Consider the following 17,526-nt stretch of genomic DNA (forward strand, 5'->3'; position numbering starts at 1 on the left):
CGATTAACCTTTGCGTACGCGCTCGACCCGGCTTTCTTCCAGAGCCTTGCAGGCCTGCTGGATCATCTGCTCGGTGATAGGCACTTCGCGCCCCTTGCCGTCGATGATCGAACCGCACGCCTGTGATTGCGGGATGGTCTGGGGCTTCTGGTTGTCATTGCCATGCTGCAAGCTCATGCACTGTCTCCTCTTCAGGTTCAAGGTCAGGGTAGCCCTGCGCCGTGACTGGCCTGTGACAGCTTCTGTGTCACGGCAGCAACAGTCCAACAGAAACCCTGTGAAAGCTCCATGATCTGTTTAGACCAATGCGTTATAGCAACCTGCGTACACTCCATCGACCCGGATGAATGATAGTCTGCGGTTTCCCCGCCATTGTGGTCGCTGCCATGCCAGAATCGGTTTCTCCCCGCCAACGCCGTGCCTTACGCCTGGCTTGGCAGTTCGTCCGTCCGTACCGCCGCCAGGTGCTACTGGCCTTGTTGGCCCTGGTGGTCACTGCCGCCATCACCCTGTCCATGGGCCAGGGCATCCGCCTGCTGGTAGACCAGGGCTTCATGACCCGCTCCGCGCACCAACTCAACCAGACCATCGGGCTGTTCCTGCTGCTGGTGCTAGCCCTGGCAGTGGGCACCTTCAGTCGTTTCTACCTGGTGTCGTGGATTGGCGAGCGCTGCGTGGCCGATATCCGCCGTGCCGTGTTCGACCACCTGATCGGCCTGCACCCCGGTTTTTTTGAAGACAACCGCAGCTCCGAGATCCAGTCGCGACTGACCTCCGACACCACCTTGCTGCAATCGGTCATCGGCTCCTCGTTGTCGATGTTCCTGCGTAACGCGCTAATGGTCATTGGCGGTGTGGTGCTGCTGTTCATCACCAACCCCAAGCTCACCAGCATCGTGGTGGTGGCCCTGCCGCTGGTGCTGGCACCGATCCTGTTGTTCGGCCGGCGGGTGCGCAGCCTGTCGCGCCAGAGCCTGGACCGGGTGGCCGATGTGGGCAGCTACGTGGCCGAGACCTTGGGGCAGATCAAGACAGTACAGGCCTACAACCACCAGGCACATGACCGCGAGCGTTTCGCCGACACGGTCGAAGCCGCATTTGGCGTCGCCCGCAAGCGGATTGCCCAGCGTGCCTGGCTGATTACCTTGGTGATCGTGCTGGTGTTGGGGGCGGTGGGGGTGATGCTGTGGGTCGGCGGCATGGATGTAATTGCCGGGCGTATTTCCGCAGGCGAGCTGGCGGCTTTTGTGTTCTACAGCCTGATCGTCGGTAGCGCGTTCGGCACCCTGAGTGAGGTGATCGGCGAGCTGCAACGTGCGGCGGGTGCGGCCGAGCGTATCGCCGAACTGTTGGCGGCGCGCAGCGCGATCCTGCCACCCACCGTGGCGCAGGCGCTACCGCAGCAGCGGGCCAGCGGACATATCGAGCTGCAGCAGTTGGTATTCGCCTACCCGTCACGGCCCTCGGTGGCGGCTGTCGATGGCCTGAGCCTGGTCATCGAGCCTGGGCAGACCGTGGCCTTGGTTGGCCCTTCGGGGGCGGGCAAGTCGACCCTGTTCGATTTGTTGCTGCGCTTCTACGACCCCCAGCAAGGGTGCATCCTGCTCGATGGGCTGCCGGTTACCGAGCTGGATCCCGACCAATTGCGACGGCAGTTTGCCCTGGTGGCGCAAAACCCCTCACTGTTTCGTGGCACGGTGGAGGCCAATATCCGTTATGGCCGGCCCGAGGCGACCTTGGCGGAGGTCGAAGCAGCGGCGCATGGCGCCTATGCCGACGAATTTATCCGGCAGCTGCCGCAAGGCTACCAGACGCCCTTGGGCGAGGGCGGCATCGGCCTTTCCGGTGGCCAGCGCCAGCGCCTGGCGATTGCCCGTGCGTTGCTGGTCGATGCACCGATCCTGTTGCTGGATGAGGCCACCAGCGCGCTCGATGCGCAGAGCGAGCACCTGATCCAGCAGGCATTGCCCAGCCTGATGGCCGGGCGTACCACGCTGGTGATCGCCCATCGCCTGGCCACGGTGCAGCACGCCGAGCGCATCGCGGTCATCGACAAGGGGCGGGTGGTGGCGGTGGGCACCCACCGCCAGTTGATCGAGGAAAGCCCACTGTATGCGCGGCTGGCGGCCTTGCAATTCACAAGCGGCTAACGCGTCGTAAGCTTGTAACAATTTTGTAGCAATTGCCTGAGAGTATCTGGCTCAACTGTTGCGTAAGTGCTCGACCTGGCTGCCATTGCTTGATGGCAGCTTTTTTTTGGCCTGCCAACAAGGACATGGAATGTCTTACCTGGTGTTGCGGATGCGCGCCATTCCTTTCCTTCCGGTTTCGAGATCCACGATGTTGCGTAAATCCCTCAGAGTGCAAATTCTCTCGCTGCTTGGCGGTAGCCTGGTGGCGATGCTGCTGATCGCACTGGTGTGTTTCCAGTTTTTGTCGTCCAGCGTGCGCGGTTATGCTGAGTTGGTCGACGGGCCGCTTCGGGCCTCGCAACTGATTGACGAAGCCAACCTGCAGTTCAAGATCCAGGTGCAGGAATGGAAGAACGTGCTGCTGCGCGGGCGTCAGCCGGCTGAGCTGGACAAGTACTGGCAGCAGTTTCAGGCGCGCGAGCAACAGGTGCAGCAACTGCTCGGGCAATTGATCGACAGCAGCGACGCCAGGCTCAAGGCGCCGTTGCAGCAATTGCGTGATAGCCACCGACAGTTGGGCCAGGCCTATGCGCAGGGCCGTCAGGCCTTCGTCGCCGCGGGTGGCGACCCGGTCGCCGGCGATCGGGCGGTCAAGGGCGTGGATCGCGCCGCCAGTGAGCAGATGAGCGAACTGGTCGAGCAATTGCGTGCCGATGCCCGCCAGCGCGCGGCCAGTATCAGCGCCAGCGCCGAGCGCACGGTATGGCTGGGCCTGCTGGTGATGCTGGCCTCGGCGGTGACGGTGGGGCTGCTCAGCCTGTGGCTGGTGAACCGCAGCCTGATCGAGCCGATCCGCCAGTTGATCGAGTATGTTGCGCAGCTGAGCCAGGGCCGTTTTGCCGCCCGGGTGGACAGCCGCCGGGAGGATGAACTGGGGCGCCTGGCGCGGGCCGCCAATACCCTGCGCGACTTCCTCGCCGACACCGTCGGCCGGCTGAAGGACAATGCCCAGGAGCTGGAAGGTGCCAGCGGCCAGTTGCGCAGCATTGCCGGCGACATGGCCCGCGGCACCCATGACCAGTTCCAGCGTACCGACCAGGTGGCCACGGCCATGCACGAGATGTCTGCCACCGCTCAGGAAGTTGCCCGCCATGCTGCAGAAGCTGCCCGTGCGGCGGATGACGCCGACCACAGTGCCCAGGCCGGTGAGCAGGTCATGCAGCAGACTATCGACATCATTGGCGTGGTCAACCGCGAAATCGCCGGTACCGCAGCGGTGATCCGCGACCTGGAGCATGACAGCACCCGTATCGGCAAAGTACTGGAAGTGATCCGCGGTATTGCCGAGCAGACCAACCTGCTGGCGCTCAACGCGGCGATCGAAGCGGCCCGCGCTGGTGAGGCCGGGCGGGGCTTTGCGGTAGTGGCCGATGAGGTGCGCAGCCTGGCCCAGCGCACGGCAGCCTCGATTGCCGAGATCCATCAGATCATCGAAGCGGTGCAGTCGGGCGCGGTGGAAGCGGTGAAGGCCATCGAAAGCGGCCAGCAGCGAAGCGAAGAGGGGGCCGAGCAGGTGCAGCAGGCCGGGCAGATGTTGCAGCGCATCACCCTCGCGGTAGAGGCGATCCGCGACATGAACCGGCAGATCGCCACGGCGGCCGAAGAACAGACCAGCGTGGCCGAAGACATCTCGCGCAACCTCATCGAAATCACCCGTATTGCCACGGCCAACCAGGCGTCTGTGCAGTACACCGAGCAGGCGGGGCAACGCCTGCATGGGTTGTCGGGGCAACTGGGTGAAGTGACCTCGCGCCTGAGCGCCTGACAATTTCAGCGCAACAAAAAGCCCGCGCAAGGCGGGCTTTTTGAAAGGATCTGGTCGGAGAGACAGGATTCGAACCTGCGGCCTTCTCGTCCCGAACGAGACGCGCTACCTGGCTGCGCTACACTCCGATGAACAAAATCCTACTGCATCCGTTTTTTGCCCGCAAGCCCTTGTTGTTTAAAGGGCCATTGGCAAGAAAAGGTTTTTTTCACAGCTCTTTGACGGTGCGGATCTGGTCCTTGTTCAGGCGTGTGCGCTTACCGTCGAGCTGCTCGAATTCGTAGAAACCGGAGTCTTCGTCAAAGGACGGTTTGTCGGTTGCCTGGATCTCCCGGCCATCGTTCAGGGTGATGACGGTAGGGGTCGAGCAGCCAGCGAGGGCGCCCAGGCCCAGAGCGAGCAGGAAGGCGGGTAGGGTCCGTTTGATCATCGTGTTTCTCCAAGTGCGATGGTGCTAGATGACATTTATGACGCAGGACTTTAGTGCAAGTTCACTGCAAGTGCAGCATAGCGACAAATCTGTCCTCTTGATCCAGGGCAAGGCTGATGGGCGCAACGCCGGAAAAGGTACGCTGTGATATAACTGCGGCCATCTCATCCTGTTGTGACGGACACCCATGAAAGCCAAGGCAGATACCCCCTTCGTGGCGCTGAAGATCGCCGTGCTGACGGTCAGCGACACCCGTACCTTCGACACCGACACCTCTGGCCAGCTGTTCGTCGACCGCCTGAGCGCCGCGGGCCACCACCTGGCCGAGCGTGTGCTGCTCAAGGACGACCTGTACAAGATTCGCGCCCAGGTCGCCACCTGGATTGCCGATGACAGCGTGCAAGTGGTGCTGATTACGGGCGGTACTGGCTTTACCGGCCGTGACAGCACGCCCGAGGCGGTGGCCTGCCTGCTGGACAAGCAGGTCGATGGCTTTGGCGAGCTGTTCCGGCAGATCTCCGTGGCCGATATTGGCACCTCCACCGTGCAATCGCGCGCCTTGGCCGGGCTGGCCAACGGCACGTTGGTCTGCTGCCTGCCGGGCTCTACCAATGCGGTGCGCACGGGCTGGGATGGCATCCTGGCCGAGCAGCTCGATGCACGCCATCGCCCCTGCAACTTCGTGGCGCACCTGAAGCAGGCAGCGGCCTGTGACAGCCGTGGCTGAGGTCAGCCAGGCCCGGCCGCTGATGCCGGTGGAGCAAGCCCTGGGGCAACTGCTGGCGCTGGCCGAAACGGCGCCAATCCGTGACATCGAGAACCTGCCGTTGGCCGAGGCCGAGGGCCGCGTACTGGCCACCGACCTGGTGGCCTCGCTCGACCTGCCGCCCTGGCCGAACAGTGCCATGGACGGCTATGCCTTGCGCAAGGCCGACTGGCAAGGCGAGCCTCTGCCGGTCAGCCAGCGGATCTTCGCCGGCCATGCGCCGCAGCCGCTGCAGCCAGGCACCTGTGCGCGCATTTTCACCGGGGCGCCTGTGCCCGAAGGTGCCGACTGCGTCGAAATGCAGGAAAACACCGAAGTGGTCGACGGCGGTCGGGTGCGCTTTCTCGCACCTTTGCAGGCTGATCAGAACATTCGCCCCCAAGGCCAGGAAACCCGCAAGGGCGAGCAGGTGATGAGCGCCGGTACCCGGCTGGGGCCGATCGAACTGGGCTTGGCGGCGACGCTGGGTCACGGCCGCCTGGACGTGGTGCGCAAGGTGCGGGTGGCGGTGCTGTCCACGGGAGACGAACTGGTCGAGCCTGGTCTGCCCTTGGGGCCGGGGCAAATCTACAACAGCAATCGTCGGCTGCTGGTCAGCTGGCTGCAGCGGCTGGGCTGCGATGTTGTGGATGCAGGCATCCTGCCGGATGACCTGGCGCTGACCCGCGCATGCCTGGCTTCGCTGGGCGACGTTGATTTGATCTTGTCTACCGGTGGTGTTTCGGTGGGCGAGGCCGACTACCTGGGCGCGGCGCTGCGCGAAGCCGGCGAACTGGCCTTGTGGAAGCTGGCGATCAAGCCGGGCAAGCCACTGACCTTCGGCCACTTCCAGGGCGTACCGGTGATCGGCCTGCCGGGTAACCCGGCCTCGACCTTGGTCACCTTTGGCCTGCTAACCCGGCCTTACCTGTTGCGCCGCCAGGGTGTGCCGGATGTCACGCCGCTGCGCTTCGACATGCCGGCAGGCTTTGACTGGCCCAAGCCTGGCACCCGGCGCGAGTACCTGCGTGCACGCATCGAGCACGGCCAGGTGCGTATCTACAAGAACCAGAGCTCCGGCGTGCTGCGTAGCGCGGCGTGGGCCGAGGGGCTGGTGGAAGTGCGTGAGGGCAGCACACTGAAACAGGGTGACAGCGTGCCGTTCATTCCCTTCAGCGAGCTACTTGGCTGAGCGGCCCAGCCAGGCACTGCCCAGTGGGGCGGCCTCTGACGGTGCTGCCTGGGTCAGGCGCATGTGCACATTCTCCAGCTGCTGTGCGGCTACGCTCCAGTCATGACGCTGGCGGGCCAACTGGCGCCCGGCAGCGCTCAACTGGCTCATGCGCCAGGGCTGGTTGAGCAGTTGGGTGATCAGCAGGGCCAGCTGGTCGCCGTCATCACTGCCCAGGTAGTGCTCACCATTGTTTGCGCTCAGGCCTGATACGCCTTTGCCGGTTGTGATTACCGGTAGGCCTGCTGCCATGGCCTCGAGGATTTTTACCTTGGAGCCGCCGGCATAGCGCAGCGGCGCGAAGAACAGTGCCGAACGTTTTTGCAACTCACGCAGGTCAGGGCGGTAGCCGAACCATTCGATGCGCGGGTCGTTCCAGTGCAGTTTCCAGCTAGCCGGCAGGGCGTGCCCGGCTATTGCCAGGCGCACTGCCGGGTTGCTCATCCACACCTGCGGCATGATGTCTTCCAGCGCCCACTCGATGGCCTCCAGGTTGGCGCCATATTCGAAGTTGCCGACGAACAACAGGCGCTGGCTGTGTAGCGCGGGTTCCACTTGCTGGTAGAAATCACAGTCAACCCCATTGACCACTACGTTTACCGGCCGTCCGCTGATCTGCGCGATCAGCTCGGCATCGTGGGCGCTGACTGCCACCAGTTCGGTGGGCTGGCGGAGCACCCTGTGTTCCCAGCGGCGGTAGCGCCAGCGGTCGAAGGCGTTGAGAGGACGCAGCCACAAGGGCAGCCGGTCGTGGCAGGCCCCACCCATCACCGACTCCAGCGTGTGTTCGCTTAGCATGTAGGGCAGCCCGCGGGCCTGCAGCGCTTTTTCGAAGGGTTGAAAACTGTAGCTGTGCTCGATCTGGATCACGTCCCAGGGTTCGTCCAGCAATTGCTCGAAACGGTGCCGCAGACAAGGCGAAAGGCCGTTGATGATGGCCCGCATGGGGTAGTCGATGATTGGCGAAGCCAGCAGGTTCAACGGGCTGTGCAATGGCCGACGGGGTATTACGATCAGGCGTTCGAGCAGTGGCTCCAAGGCTTCGCGGGCTGCGTCGCTCAGGGGTATTTTTGACTGCGCCAACAGGGTAATGCGATGGCCCTTCTGCGCCAGTGCGCGTATCAGGTGGTATTGCCGGGTCTTGCTGCCACTGGTGGTTGGCCAGGGTAGATAGGGCAGTGTCCAGAGAATGCGCATGACCCGGAATCCTCGCTAAAGGCCGCGGATGTAAAGACGCGCCCATCGCCAGTGTGCTGAGTACCACTGCCGGGGCGCGTCCATGGCTAGGGTTCGGAGCCCCACACACAAGCGTCAAAAGACTGACTTGCCAGGGGGCGTTGTTTGCCTAGGTCAAAAACTTGTCAAATGTTCATTTTCTGAGCATAGCGCGCATTGTCGGGTGTGGGAAAAAGACCACGCACGCTTCGGTATTTTTTTGTGGGCATGCAACGATCCGCGGCCGTGTGTGGTCGAGATCTGGGTCGGTCAATTTCTCGGAGACGCGCGATGCAAGGGCGCAAGGCAATGCTGATTCTGCACGGCAAGCAGGCGATGAATGAAGAGCTGCGCAGCGCCGTGCTGGATCTGCGTGATACAGGCTGGGTGCTGGATGTGCGGGTCACCTGGGAGGCAGGTGACGCGCAGCGCCTGGTCGGCGAGGCGCTGACGGCTGGCTACAGCCATATCGTCGCTGGCGGTGGGGATGGCACTTTGCGGGATGTGGCCGAGGCCATGGGGCTGGCGGGCGCCGAAGCCAGCCTGGCGTTGTTGCCGCTGGGCACGGCCAACGATTTCGCCAAAGCCGCCGGCATACCCTTGGAGCCCGCTGCGGCACTGGCGCTGCTGAATGCGCCCGCGCAGGCCATTGACCTGGGCCAGGCCGGCGACCAGTTGTTCCTCAACATGGCCACGGGTGGGTTTGGTAGCCAGGTCACCGCCAACACCTCCGAAGACCTGAAAAAAGTGCTGGGTGCTGCGGCCTACCTGTTCACTGGCTTGTCACGTTTCAGCGAATTGCAGGCCGCTTCTGTTGAGCTGCAGGGGCCTGACTTCCATTGGCAGGGGAGCTTGCTGGCACTGGGTATCGGTAATGGTCGTCAGGCTGGGGGCGGTCAAGTGCTATGCCCCGACGCGGTGGTGAACGACGGCTTGCTCGACATCGCCATCCTGCCAGCGCCACAAGAGGTGGTTGGGGCGCTGCGTGACCTGCTGGCGGGTGACGGCCTGTTCGTTCGGGCCAGGTTACCTTGGGTCGAGATCAAGAGTGCCCAAGGCCTGGACATGAACCTTGACGGCGAGCCTTTGCAGGCCGACAACCTGCGCTTCCAGGCCAGGCCTGCCGCGTTACGCCTGCACCTGCCGGCCGGGTCGCCATTGCTTAGTCATCCAGGCTGATGATTTTCTCGCGTACGGCGAACAGCACAAGCCCGGCCACGTCATGAATCTGCAGGCGCTTCATGATTTGCGAACGGTGGGTTTCGACGGTCTTGATCGACAGGCCCAGGCCAGTGGCGATTTCCCGAGTGGCCTTGCCGCGTACGATCAGGCGCAGGATTTCCAGTTGGCGAGCAGTGAGGTTGTGCCGCTCGCCAGCAGCTTGCTTGCCATTCTTGGTGTGCCGTAGGGCCTGGTTGATGACCGTATGGGCGATGGCCGGGCTTAGGTAGCGTTCGCCGTTGCGTACCGCACCAAGGGCTTGTTCCAGCTCGGTGGCACTGGTGTCTTTGAGCAGGTAGCCGTGGGCGCCGCTTTCCAGAGCTCGCATGATCAGGTCCGGGTCAGTGTGCATCGACAGGATCAGTACCTTGCACGGACTGCCGCTTGCCCGCAGTTGGGTGAGTGCATCCAGGCCGCTGGTCGAACGCATGGAGATGTCCAGCAAGACGATGTCGGGCGCCAGCGCGCGCACGTTGTCGAGCAGTTGGCTGCCGTCGTCTGCTTCCCCGATGACGTCATACCCAGGAATGTCGCAGACCAGTGCGCGCACACCGGCGCGGATCAGCGAGTGGTCGTCTACCAGCAAAAGTCTACAGATCATGGGTGTTCGTACTCCCGGCACGTTGCTGAGTACGCGCAGGCCAAGGGAACACTGCCTCGATACGCGTGCCAAGGCCGCGCTGGCTGGTGATGTCGAGGCTACCCTGCAATGCGGTGACCCGCTCCTGCATGCCGGCCAGGCCACGCTGGCCAGCTGCGGCGGGGTGCCGCGTCGGGACGAACCCACAGCCATCGTCCTGAATCGACAACGCCAGCCCCTCTGGGGTGCGCTGCAGCTGGATGATCAGGTTGCCTGCCTGGGCGTGGCGCAGCATGTTGGTCACCGCTTCCTGGGTAATGCGAAACACCGCCATGGCCACTGCCTCGTCGATGCCGCCCAGGCGTTGGTTGCACGCCAGGCTCCAGTGCACGTCGCTGTTGGCCAGGGTGCGCACCAGGTGCGCGCGCAGGCTGGCTTCAAGGCCAAGACTGGCCAATTGCCGAGGGTTGAGCAGGGCGGACACGTCGCGCACGTTGCCCAAGGTGTCATCCAGTGTGCTGCGCAGGGTGTTGCAGTGGCTCTGCAGTTCGTCTGGCATGCGCCGTTGCAACCACTGCAGTTGCAGCTTGGCAGCGGTCAGCATCTGACCGATGTCGTCATGCAGTTCGCGGCTTAAGTGCTGGCGCTCGTCTTCCTGGACCTTGAGCATGCGCTCGGCCAGTTCCGCCGGGCGCAGGCTGATCGACCTTGCGCCCAGGGCCAGATAGGCGACAGTGGCCAGCGTAGCGGCCAGTTGCAGAGCCAGCAGGCTGGCCGGGATTGCCTGCTGGGTAAAGTAGAGCACCAGATTGGCGACCAGCGAGGCCACGCATAGCGCGGCCGTGGCCCAAGGCAGCAGGGCAACGCGGGACCAGCAACGCAAAGAAGTCTTCAAGCGTGGGAGCATAGGTAGGGAAGCCACTGAAGTATTGCTGATGGAGGCCTTGCACAATGCTGCTCAGAGGCTTTGGCGCAGTACTTTCGATTTCTTTTCTGACACGTGATCGTTCAACCTTTATTCAGGTTGCAAGCGTTTGTGGGGGCGCATATTACCACTTCGCACTGTATCGGTCGCGGCTGGGTAACGCCTTGAAACGCCTGCGGGTGGGGCATTTGGCGGGTAGCAAAGTGCCACCCTTTGATCGCGCACTATGCACTTGTCGCTTAACTCGTGCGGTAATCATTCAACGTGGCCCCCGAGCATTTTTAGAACTTTTCAAGTTTGATCTTGGCGGGGCCTGAACGAGCAGGCTTAGTTGCCTTTTGTGTCTGGTTAATACGGTGGATTCGACCGGCCGGGGCGTGTGCCGGCTGCCACAGTGGTGTGCGAGTGCAGGCACACGCTGCCTTGCTCGTCGCAGGAAGCACAGGATGGCGCAATGGGTTGCTGCACGACCTTGGCCAGGTTTTTCAGCAACACCAGTTGTTCGCCGATGTCCAGGTTCAGCCGCCCGGTACGGGCATCGACCAGTTCCAGTTGCCAGGCCAGCAAGGTCAGGCAGGCCTCTAGCGCGGGCAGGGCTTCACGTTGCAGGCGACCGCGGTGACAGGCGGGGGCGAGCAACTGTTGCAGGGCGTTGGTGTAATGGGCGACTTCACGCAGGCCCAGGCGCGTGGCCTGCCGGGCAAGGTTATCGAGGGTACTGTCCAGGCAGCGGCAGGCATCCGGATCATTGTCGATCAGTTCCAGATGCTGCAGGCATTCCTGAGCCTGGGTCAGCAATATCTGTGCATCCAGCAGGTAATTCTGCAGGGCTTCATCGAACGATAAGGCAGTGTCCATGATCAGGTCCCCGCGCGTGGTGCAGGCGCAGGGGGCGGGCACGCCGAAACGATAGCTAGCAAAAGCCTGACTCCATTCATGTATTGAGAATGGCGTCACATTAATGGCTAAAGGATATCGCGAACATCAGGTTACACCCGATTGCAGCTAAGGGTTTCCCTGATGCCGGGCTAAGGTGGGGAACTTTTGTAGCACCCGCTGAATTCCCATGGAATGCCCGCAGTAAAGCATGATGGTAAAGTGATATCAATTGCCTTCACGGCATTTTCCCGCAAGGGTCAAGGTGCACGTGAAGCCGCCGATACAGGGTGGATGTTTTCACTTTTTTGACTCAAGCCTGGGGGTTTTCCAATGGCTGGCATTCTCGACACAGTAGACCAACGCACGCAACTGGTGGGTGAGAACCGCCTGGAAATTCTGATGTTTCGCCTGGCCGGCCGCCAGTTGTTCGCGATCAACGTGTTCAAGGTGCAGGAGGTGCTGCAAATGCCCAAGCTCACCCTGATGCCCCAGCGCCACGCCTTCGTCTGCGGGGTGGTCAACCTGCGTGGCCAGACCCTGCCGGTGATCGACCTGTCCCAGGCGATCGGCATGCGCCCGCTGCAGCCGGGGCCGGACAGCACCATCATCGTCACCGAGTACAACCGTTCGGTTCAGGCCTTCCTGGTGGGCGGTGTCGACCGCATCGTCAACATGAACTGGGAGTCGATCATGCCGCCGCCTGCCAGCGCCGGGCGCCAGCACTACCTGACTGCCATCACCAAGGTCGATGAAAAGCTGGTGGAGGTGATCGACGTGGAGAAGGTGCTGGCCGAGATCGTGCCGTACAACGCCCGGGTCTCTGGCGATAAACTCGCCGACCCGGTGCTGGCCCGTGCCCGTGGCCGCGAGGTGCTGCTGGTGGACGACTCCAGTGTGGCCCTGGCGCAGTTGCGTGACACCCTGTCCCAGCTGGGCATGAAGCTACATGTGGCCAGCGATGGCCTGAAGGCGCTGCGCATGCTCAAGGCCTGGGCCGATGCGGGTGAGGACGTGTGCGAGAAGCTGCTGATGGTGTTTACCGACGCCGAAATGCCGGAAATGGACGGCTACCGGCTGACCACCGAGATCCGCAGTGATGCGCGGCTGCGCCAGCTCTATGTGGTGCTGCATACCTCACTGTCAGGCAGCTTCAATGAATCCATGGTGAAGAAGGTGGGGTGCGACAACTTCCTGTCCAAGTTCCAGCCCGACCGCCTGGTCGATGTGGTCAAGCAACGCCTGCTGCTGGATACCGCCACTGCGTGAACGTTGGGCCGGCCAGGTATAAGCTTGGTGTTTGGCATGATGCGAGGCTGCAGGGATGTTTCTCAGTGAGTTGTATCGATACCCGGTGAAGTCGGGGCAGGCGCAAAGCCTGCAGGCTTCACGGGTGGGTTTGCTGGGGTTGCAAGGCGACCGCCGCTGGATGGTGGTCGAGGAAGAAAATGGACGCTTCCTGACCCAGCGGGCCTGGCCGCACCTTGGCCAGCTCCAGGCGTGCGACGACGACGAGGGCCAGTTGTTGCTGCAGGCGCCCGGGCGGGTGCCGTTGCGGGTGCCCGTGCCCGCTACCGATGAGGCCCTGCGCGGCGTGACGATCTGGCGCGACACCCTGCGGGTGCCGGATGCCGGCGACGCGGCAGCCGCCTGGTTGACCGCGTTGCTGGGCAAGCCCGTGCGCCTGGTGTATTGCCCGGAGCAGCGCGCACGTTACCTGCCCAATGGTTATGGCTTCAACAGTGATCGGGCGGCGTTTCCCGACGGTTTCCCCTTGCTCCTTATCGGGCAGGGCTCGCTGGACGAGCTCAACCGGCGTATTGGCCGGCCCATGGAAATGTTGCGCTTTCGACCCAACCTGGTGGTGCGGGGGGCTGAACCATTTGCCGAGGATGGCTGGAAGCGAATCCGCATCGGCAACCTGGAATTTCGCGTGCTCAAGCCCAGTGTGCGGTGCATCTTTACCACGATAGACCCGGCAACCGGGCAGCGCAGTGCGGACCGCGAGCCGATGGTCACGCTCAAGACCTTTCGCGAGAAGGAGGGGGATGTACTGTTTGGCCAGAACCTGGCAGTGGATGGCAGCGGGTGGCTTGAAACAGGAATGCAGGTGGAAGTTCTGGAGTGAATGTGCCGCCTGAACCGGCCCTATCGCCGGCAAGCCAGCGATAGGGCCGGTTCAGGTTCAGCAGGCCTTACATGTCATCGAAATACCGCTCATGCCAATCCACCAGCGGCTGCGGCGAATTCAGCTTCTGCCCGTAGATCACCGAATACGACAGCACGTTCTGCACATATTGGCGCGTTTCGTCGAACGGGATCGATTCCACCCACACATCGAAGCTCAGGTGTTTGGCGCCTTTCAGCCACTGCCGAACGCGCCCGGGCCCGGCGTTGTAGGCCGCCGAGGCCAGCACCCGGTTGCCGTTGAACTGGCCGTGCACCTGGCTCAGGTAGGCCGCACCCAGCTGGATATTCTTGTCCGGGTTCAGCACCTGCGCCGGTGATGCCAGCGGGATGCTGAACTTGCGCGCGGTTTCTTTGGCGGTGGCCGGCATAAGCTGCATCAGGCCGCTGGCGCCCACCGGCGAGCGCGCATCCTCCATGAATGCGCTCTCTTGGCGGGTGATGGCGAATACCCAACTCGAATGCAGGCCGCGGACTTTGGCTTCGCGCACCAGGGTGTCGCGATGGGCCATCGGGAAGCGGATGTCCAGGTCGTCCCAGTATTGCGCCTGGCTGATCGTGCGGATGGCCGGGAAGTACCAACGCAGCTCATAGCCCAAGCGAGCCTGGGCAACCATTTCGTCGCGGGTGAAGTGGCGGCTGACGTGGTACCACTCGCGACGGCCCTCCACGATCTGGCCGCGGGCGTGGAACTCCAGGGCACGCTGAATGCCGGGTGTGTTGCGGACCTTCTTGACCAGTTGCGGGCTCAGCAACAACGGCTTGTTGTTCAACTGGTACGGCGTCTGTGCCCGGTCGGCGGCGAGGAAGCCGTAGAAGTCCCGCTCACGTGCCACGGTCTTGTACAGCAGCGGGATCTGCGGGTTGTTCGGCTGGGCCAGTTCCAGGCTGCGTGCCTGCCAGTATTTCCACCGGCTGCTGCTGGCCAGGTCCTGGGGCAGGCGCTTGGTCAGCTCGTAGGCGTCTTCCCAGCGGCCCAGGCGCAGCAGCAGGCGCAGGCGCCATTCGCTGACGGTGTTGTCGCGAAGCTCGGGGTCGTAGCGGGTCATCAGGTCGAGCGCGCGCGGGTCGTAGCGACGTGCCAGGGTCAGGCCGATCTCGCGGGCGATGGCAACCTTCTCATCGCGGGAAAAGTGCATGCGCTGGGCGTAATCGTCGAGCAGTGCCATGGCCCGGTCCGGGTCTTGCCGTGCAAGACGGCGCAGGCCGAGGCTGACGACGTCGGACATGGCGTCGTTGGCCGGGGTAAAGCGCGACGGCTGGCCGAGCAGCTCAGGCTTCTGCGCCACATCGACCAGCAGGCGCCCCTGCGGGCCGAGCGTGGTCAGCGTCTTGACCAGGTTGTTGGCCAGGGCGTAGTTGCGGGCCTGGGCCGCCAGCTTGGTGCGTTCCCAGCGTTTGGCCTCGGTCAGTTGGCCTTCCGCCGCCCACATGCCGAACAGCGTGTCGCAGGCGGCAGGCTGGGACTTGCCGACGTTCCACAGTTTGTCGGCTGTGGCGTAGCCCTCGGCGCGCAGGCCATGGCTGAGCTGATACTGGCCATTGAGGCAGTCCAGTTCGGTGAAGTTGAGTTTTGGGTCGTAGTATTTGACGAAAGTATCCCATTCGCCGCGTTCGGCCAGCCAGCGTAGCCAGCGCAGTTTCATCCAGTTGGCCTGGGGCAGGTCGCCATGCTTGGCGAGAAAGCCTTCGATCTCCTGGTTGCTGGCGCTTTTGAGGCGGGCGGTAAGCTCGTCGTAGGCCAGGTACGGTGTGAGCGGGTAGTCGCTCAGGGCTTGCGCATAGCGCAAGTACGGGCCTTTGTCGCCCTTGGCCAGCGCACGCTTGGCCTCGTCGTAGTACTGGCGTTGCTGGGTGAGGTCGGTGGCCTGCGCCGCGCAGGTGGCAGCGGTGAGCAGCAGGCATGATGCGATGTGTAACAGGCGGCTGCGCATGATACGTCCGGGCAGTAGAACCATGGGGAAGTGACGGCGGAGCCAGCACTGTTGGAAGCGATTGCCCTTAGCTTAGCTGTTTGCCGGCGGCGGGTGAAAGCACTGTGCTTGTATCGGGATATTAACTTCGACCAGATGTCGCAAAGCGGTCGCCGGGTGGCCAAGCGGATGCCGTCGAGGGCCAAGTCAGGTAGAATGCGCGCCCGATTTATGGAGACCAACATGACCCTGCTCAAATTCAGCGATGTGTCCCTCGCATTCGGCGCCATGCCGCTGCTGGACAAAGTGTCCTGGCAGATCGCTCGTGGTGAGCGGGTGTGCATCATCGGCCGCAACGGTACTGGCAAATCCAGCATGCTGCGCCTGGTCAAGGGCGAGCAGAAGGGTGACGACGGTGAAGTCTGGCGTGCCCCGGGCCTGAAGATCGGCGAGCTGCCGCAGGAACTGCCGGTGGCCGACGAGCGCACGGTGTTCGATGTGGTGGCCGCAGGCCTGGATGGCGTCGGCGAGCTGCTGGCGCAGTTCCACCACCTGAGCATGAATATCCAGAACGACGAAGACCTGGAAAAACTCATGCACGTCCAGCACGAGCTGGAAGCCCGTGATGGCTGGCGCCTGCAACAAGTGGTGGAGAGCACCCTGAGCCGCCTGCAGTTGCCGGCCGACAAGACCCTGGCCGAGCTGTCCGGTGGCTGGCGCCGCCGTGTGCTGCTGGCCCAGGCGCTGGTGTCCGAGCCCGACCTGCTGCTGCTCGACGAGCCGACCAACCACCTGGACATCGGTGCGATTGCCTGGCTCGAAGAGGCCCTGCGCAGTTTCAACGGCGCGGTGTTGTTCATCACCCACGACCGGTCCTTCCTGCAGAACCTGGCCACCCGCATCCTTGAACTGGACCGCGGCGGCCTGATTGACTGGAACGGTGACTACGCCAGCTTCCTGGTGCACAAGGAGGCCGCACTGGCCGCCGAAGAAACTGCCAATGCGCTGTTCGACAAGCGCCTGGCTCAGGAAGAAGTGTGGATTCGCCAAGGCATCAAGGCACGCCGCACCCGGAACGAAGGGCGTGTGCGGGCATTGAAAGCCTTGCGTGTGGAGCGTGGCGAGCGCCGCGAGCGCCAGGGCAAGGCCAACATCCAGATCGAGGCGGCGGAAAAATCCGGCAAGCAGGTGATGGTGCTGGAAAACGTCAGCTTCCATCACGCCGACGGGCCGATGCTGGTCAAAGACTTTTCCATGGTCTTGCAGCGTCAGGATCGGATCGGCCTGCTGGGGGCCAACGGCACCGGCAAGACCACCCTGCTCAAGCTGATGCTCGGCGGCCTGGAGCCCACTTCGGGCAAGGTCGAGCGTGGCACCAAGCTGGAAGTGGCCTACTTCGACCAGATGCGCCACCAGCTCGAGCTGGAAAAGACCGTGATCGACAACCTGGCCGAAGGCCGTGATTTTATCGAGATCGACGGCCAGAACCGCCACGTGCTGAGCTACCTGGGCGACTTCCTGTTCAGCCCTCAGCGTGCCCGCACGCCGGTCAAGGCACTGTCGGGTGGCGAGCGTGCCCGCCTGCTGCTGGCAAAGCTGTTCAGCAAGCCGGCCAACCTGCTGGTACTCGACGAACCGACCAACGACCTGGACGTGGAAACCCTCGAGCTGCTCGAGGAAGTGCTGTCCAACTACAAGGGCACCGTGCTGATGGTCAGCCACGACCGGGCCTTCCTCGACAACGTCGTCACCAGCACGCTGGTGTTCGAAGGCGAGGGCAAGGTGCGTGAGTACGTGGGCGGCTACGAGGACTGGATTCGCCAGGGCGGCTCGCCAAAGCTGCTGGGCGTGACCGAGAGCAAGGGCGGCAAGTCCGAACTCAACAGCGCAGTGGTGGAAAAAGTCGAGGACAAGCCCGCGCCTGTTGCTGCGCCGGTGGCGGAAGAGGCGTCGAAGAAGAAGCTCAGCTACAAGCTGCAGCGTGAGCTGGAGATGCTGCCAGGGCAGATCGACGAAGTTGAGCAGCGTATGGCTGAGGCCCAGGAAGAAGTGAATGCGGCGGGCTTCTATCAGCGGCCGATTGCGGAAACTTCGGCAGTGCTTGCGAAGATCGAGAAGCTACAGGGTGAGCTGGATGCGCTGGTAGAGCGCTGGGCCGAGCTGGAAGGCTGATCGGCTTTAACCTGTACCGGCCTCTTCGCGGGGCAAGCCCGCTCCCACAGGTATCGCGGCGCGGTCCCTGTGGG

15 protein-coding genes, 1 tRNA gene and 1 pseudogene are annotated in these 17,526 nt (G+C 63.1%); 9 read left to right on the forward strand and 8 right to left on the reverse strand.

Annotation, left to right across the window (positions count from 1 at the left end):
• Nucleotides 1-3: 3 nt before the first annotated feature.
• A complete protein-coding gene (locus tag AC07XM_RS08380) occupies nucleotides 4-177 on the reverse strand; it encodes a PA1571 family protein (protein WP_016485621.1) in 174 nt (57 codons plus the stop codon).
• Nucleotides 178-386: 209 nt separating this feature from the next.
• Here AC07XM_RS08380 and AC07XM_RS08385 point away from each other — a divergent pair, with 209 nt between their 5' ends.
• From AC07XM_RS08385 to AC07XM_RS08395, 3 genes and pseudogenes are all read left to right on the forward strand, one after another.
• Nucleotides 387-2,150 carry an ABC transporter transmembrane domain-containing protein gene (locus AC07XM_RS08385; protein ID WP_024717342.1) on the forward strand — a complete coding sequence of 588 codons (1,764 nt, stop codon included), beginning with the start codon at nucleotides 387-389 and terminating at the stop codon, nucleotides 2,148-2,150.
• A gap of 763 nt (nucleotides 2,151-2,913) precedes the next feature.
• Nucleotides 2,914-3,024, forward strand: a pseudogene (locus AC07XM_RS08390) (hypothetical protein); the annotation flags it as partial.
• A 228-nt stretch (nucleotides 3,025-3,252) separates the two neighbouring features.
• A complete protein-coding gene (locus tag AC07XM_RS08395) occupies nucleotides 3,253-3,957 on the forward strand; it encodes a methyl-accepting chemotaxis protein (protein WP_371855230.1) in 705 nt (234 codons plus the stop codon).
• 51 nt (nucleotides 3,958-4,008) lie between these two features.
• Here AC07XM_RS08395 and AC07XM_RS08400 read toward each other — a convergent pair.
• Nucleotides 4,009-4,085: transfer RNA gene (locus tag AC07XM_RS08400), tRNA-Pro, on the reverse strand.
• 80 nt (nucleotides 4,086-4,165) lie between these two features.
• A complete protein-coding gene (locus AC07XM_RS08405) occupies nucleotides 4,166-4,387 on the reverse strand; it encodes a YgdI/YgdR family lipoprotein (RefSeq protein WP_016485624.1) in 222 nt (73 codons plus the stop codon).
• A gap of 187 nt (nucleotides 4,388-4,574) precedes the next feature.
• Here AC07XM_RS08405 and moaB point away from each other — a divergent pair, with 187 nt between their 5' ends.
• A complete protein-coding gene (moaB, locus tag AC07XM_RS08410) occupies nucleotides 4,575-5,114 on the forward strand; it encodes a molybdenum cofactor biosynthesis protein B (RefSeq protein ID WP_102689847.1) in 540 nt (179 codons plus the stop codon).
• Nucleotides 5,098-6,324: a molybdopterin molybdotransferase MoeA gene (locus AC07XM_RS08415; protein WP_023048916.1), complete on the forward strand. Its 1,227-nt coding sequence runs from the start codon at nucleotides 5,098-5,100 to the stop codon at nucleotides 6,322-6,324. The genes moaB and AC07XM_RS08415 overlap by 17 nt, the downstream gene beginning before the upstream one ends.
• On the opposite strand, the gene AC07XM_RS08420 is transcribed toward AC07XM_RS08415, so the two are convergent.
• The gene (locus AC07XM_RS08420; protein WP_060518399.1) at nucleotides 6,313-7,560 is read right to left on the reverse strand and encodes a glycosyltransferase family 4 protein; all 1,248 of its coding nucleotides are present in this window, start codon (nucleotides 7,558-7,560) and stop codon (nucleotides 6,313-6,315) included. The two genes, AC07XM_RS08415 and AC07XM_RS08420, sit on opposite strands and share 12 nt — an antisense overlap.
• A 309-nt stretch (nucleotides 7,561-7,869) precedes the next feature.
• On the opposite strand from AC07XM_RS08420, the gene yegS reads away from it, so the two are divergent.
• Nucleotides 7,870-8,757: a lipid kinase YegS gene (gene yegS / locus AC07XM_RS08425; protein WP_016485628.1), complete on the forward strand. Its 888-nt coding sequence runs from the start codon at nucleotides 7,870-7,872 to the stop codon at nucleotides 8,755-8,757.
• Here the strand turns inward: yegS and AC07XM_RS08430 are convergent.
• The 3 genes from AC07XM_RS08430 to AC07XM_RS08440 form a co-directional block, all read right to left on the reverse strand.
• Nucleotides 8,741-9,400, reverse strand: coding sequence for a response regulator (locus AC07XM_RS08430; RefSeq protein ID WP_016485629.1), 660 nt, complete (start codon nucleotides 9,398-9,400; stop codon nucleotides 8,741-8,743). The two genes, yegS and AC07XM_RS08430, sit on opposite strands and share 17 nt — an antisense overlap.
• Complete coding sequence (locus AC07XM_RS08435; RefSeq protein ID WP_016485630.1) at nucleotides 9,390-10,286, reverse strand: sensor histidine kinase; 897 nt, start codon at nucleotides 10,284-10,286, stop codon at nucleotides 9,390-9,392. The genes AC07XM_RS08430 and AC07XM_RS08435 overlap by 11 nt, the downstream gene beginning before the upstream one ends.
• 366 nt (nucleotides 10,287-10,652) lie before the next feature.
• Entirely contained in the window at nucleotides 10,653-11,162 is a 510-nt protein-coding gene (locus AC07XM_RS08440; protein WP_024717340.1) for a hypothetical protein, read from the reverse strand.
• A 351-nt stretch (nucleotides 11,163-11,513) separates the two neighbouring features.
• On the opposite strand from AC07XM_RS08440, the gene AC07XM_RS08445 reads away from it, so the two are divergent.
• Entirely contained in the window at nucleotides 11,514-12,449 is a 936-nt protein-coding gene (locus tag AC07XM_RS08445; protein ID WP_016485632.1) for a chemotaxis protein CheV, read from the forward strand.
• 55 nt (nucleotides 12,450-12,504) lie between these two features.
• A complete protein-coding gene (locus AC07XM_RS08450; RefSeq protein ID WP_016485633.1) occupies nucleotides 12,505-13,308 on the forward strand; it encodes an MOSC domain-containing protein in 804 nt (267 codons plus the stop codon).
• Nucleotides 13,309-13,375: 67 nt separating this feature from the next.
• Here the strand turns inward: AC07XM_RS08450 and AC07XM_RS08455 are convergent, their stop codons facing one another.
• Nucleotides 13,376-15,301: a transglycosylase SLT domain-containing protein gene (locus tag AC07XM_RS08455; RefSeq protein WP_016485634.1), complete on the reverse strand. Its 1,926-nt coding sequence runs from the start codon at nucleotides 15,299-15,301 to the stop codon at nucleotides 13,376-13,378.
• Between the two features lie 222 nt (nucleotides 15,302-15,523).
• On the opposite strand from AC07XM_RS08455, the gene AC07XM_RS08460 reads away from it, so the two are divergent.
• The gene (locus AC07XM_RS08460; protein WP_016485635.1) at nucleotides 15,524-17,452 is read left to right on the forward strand and encodes an ATP-binding cassette domain-containing protein; all 1,929 of its coding nucleotides are present in this window, start codon (nucleotides 15,524-15,526) and stop codon (nucleotides 17,450-17,452) included.
• Nucleotides 17,453-17,526 lie beyond the last annotated feature (74 nt).

Source organism: Pseudomonas sp. GW460-LB5, from assembly GCF_059423245.1.

Excerpts from the sequence above, each read along its gene's own strand:
- AC07XM_RS08380 (WP_016485621.1), bottom strand. The coding sequence starts at position 177 with ATGAGCTTGCAGCATGGCAATGACAACCAGAAGCCCCAGACCATCCCG.
- AC07XM_RS08385 (WP_024717342.1), top strand. The coding sequence starts at position 387 with ATGCCAGAATCGGTTTCTCCCCGCCAACGCCGTGCCTTACGCCTGGCT.
- AC07XM_RS08395 (WP_371855230.1), top strand. The coding sequence starts at position 3,253 with ATGTCTGCCACCGCTCAGGAAGTTGCCCGCCATGCTGCAGAAGCTGCC.
- AC07XM_RS08405 (WP_016485624.1), bottom strand. The coding sequence starts at position 4,387 with ATGATCAAACGGACCCTACCCGCCTTCCTGCTCGCTCTGGGCCTGGGC.
- moaB (WP_102689847.1), top strand. The coding sequence starts at position 4,575 with ATGAAAGCCAAGGCAGATACCCCCTTCGTGGCGCTGAAGATCGCCGTG.
- AC07XM_RS08420 (WP_060518399.1), bottom strand. The coding sequence starts at position 7,560 with ATGCGCATTCTCTGGACACTGCCCTATCTACCCTGGCCAACCACCAGT.
- yegS (WP_016485628.1), top strand. The coding sequence starts at position 7,870 with ATGCAAGGGCGCAAGGCAATGCTGATTCTGCACGGCAAGCAGGCGATG.
- AC07XM_RS08430 (WP_016485629.1), bottom strand. The coding sequence starts at position 9,400 with ATGATCTGTAGACTTTTGCTGGTAGACGACCACTCGCTGATCCGCGCC.
- AC07XM_RS08435 (WP_016485630.1), bottom strand. The coding sequence starts at position 10,286 with ATGCTCCCACGCTTGAAGACTTCTTTGCGTTGCTGGTCCCGCGTTGCC.
- AC07XM_RS08440 (WP_024717340.1), bottom strand. The coding sequence starts at position 11,162 with ATGGACACTGCCTTATCGTTCGATGAAGCCCTGCAGAATTACCTGCTG.
- AC07XM_RS08445 (WP_016485632.1), top strand. The coding sequence starts at position 11,514 with ATGGCTGGCATTCTCGACACAGTAGACCAACGCACGCAACTGGTGGGT.
- AC07XM_RS08450 (WP_016485633.1), top strand. The coding sequence starts at position 12,505 with ATGTTTCTCAGTGAGTTGTATCGATACCCGGTGAAGTCGGGGCAGGCG.
- AC07XM_RS08455 (WP_016485634.1), bottom strand. The coding sequence starts at position 15,301 with ATGCGCAGCCGCCTGTTACACATCGCATCATGCCTGCTGCTCACCGCT.
- AC07XM_RS08460 (WP_016485635.1), top strand. The coding sequence starts at position 15,524 with ATGACCCTGCTCAAATTCAGCGATGTGTCCCTCGCATTCGGCGCCATG.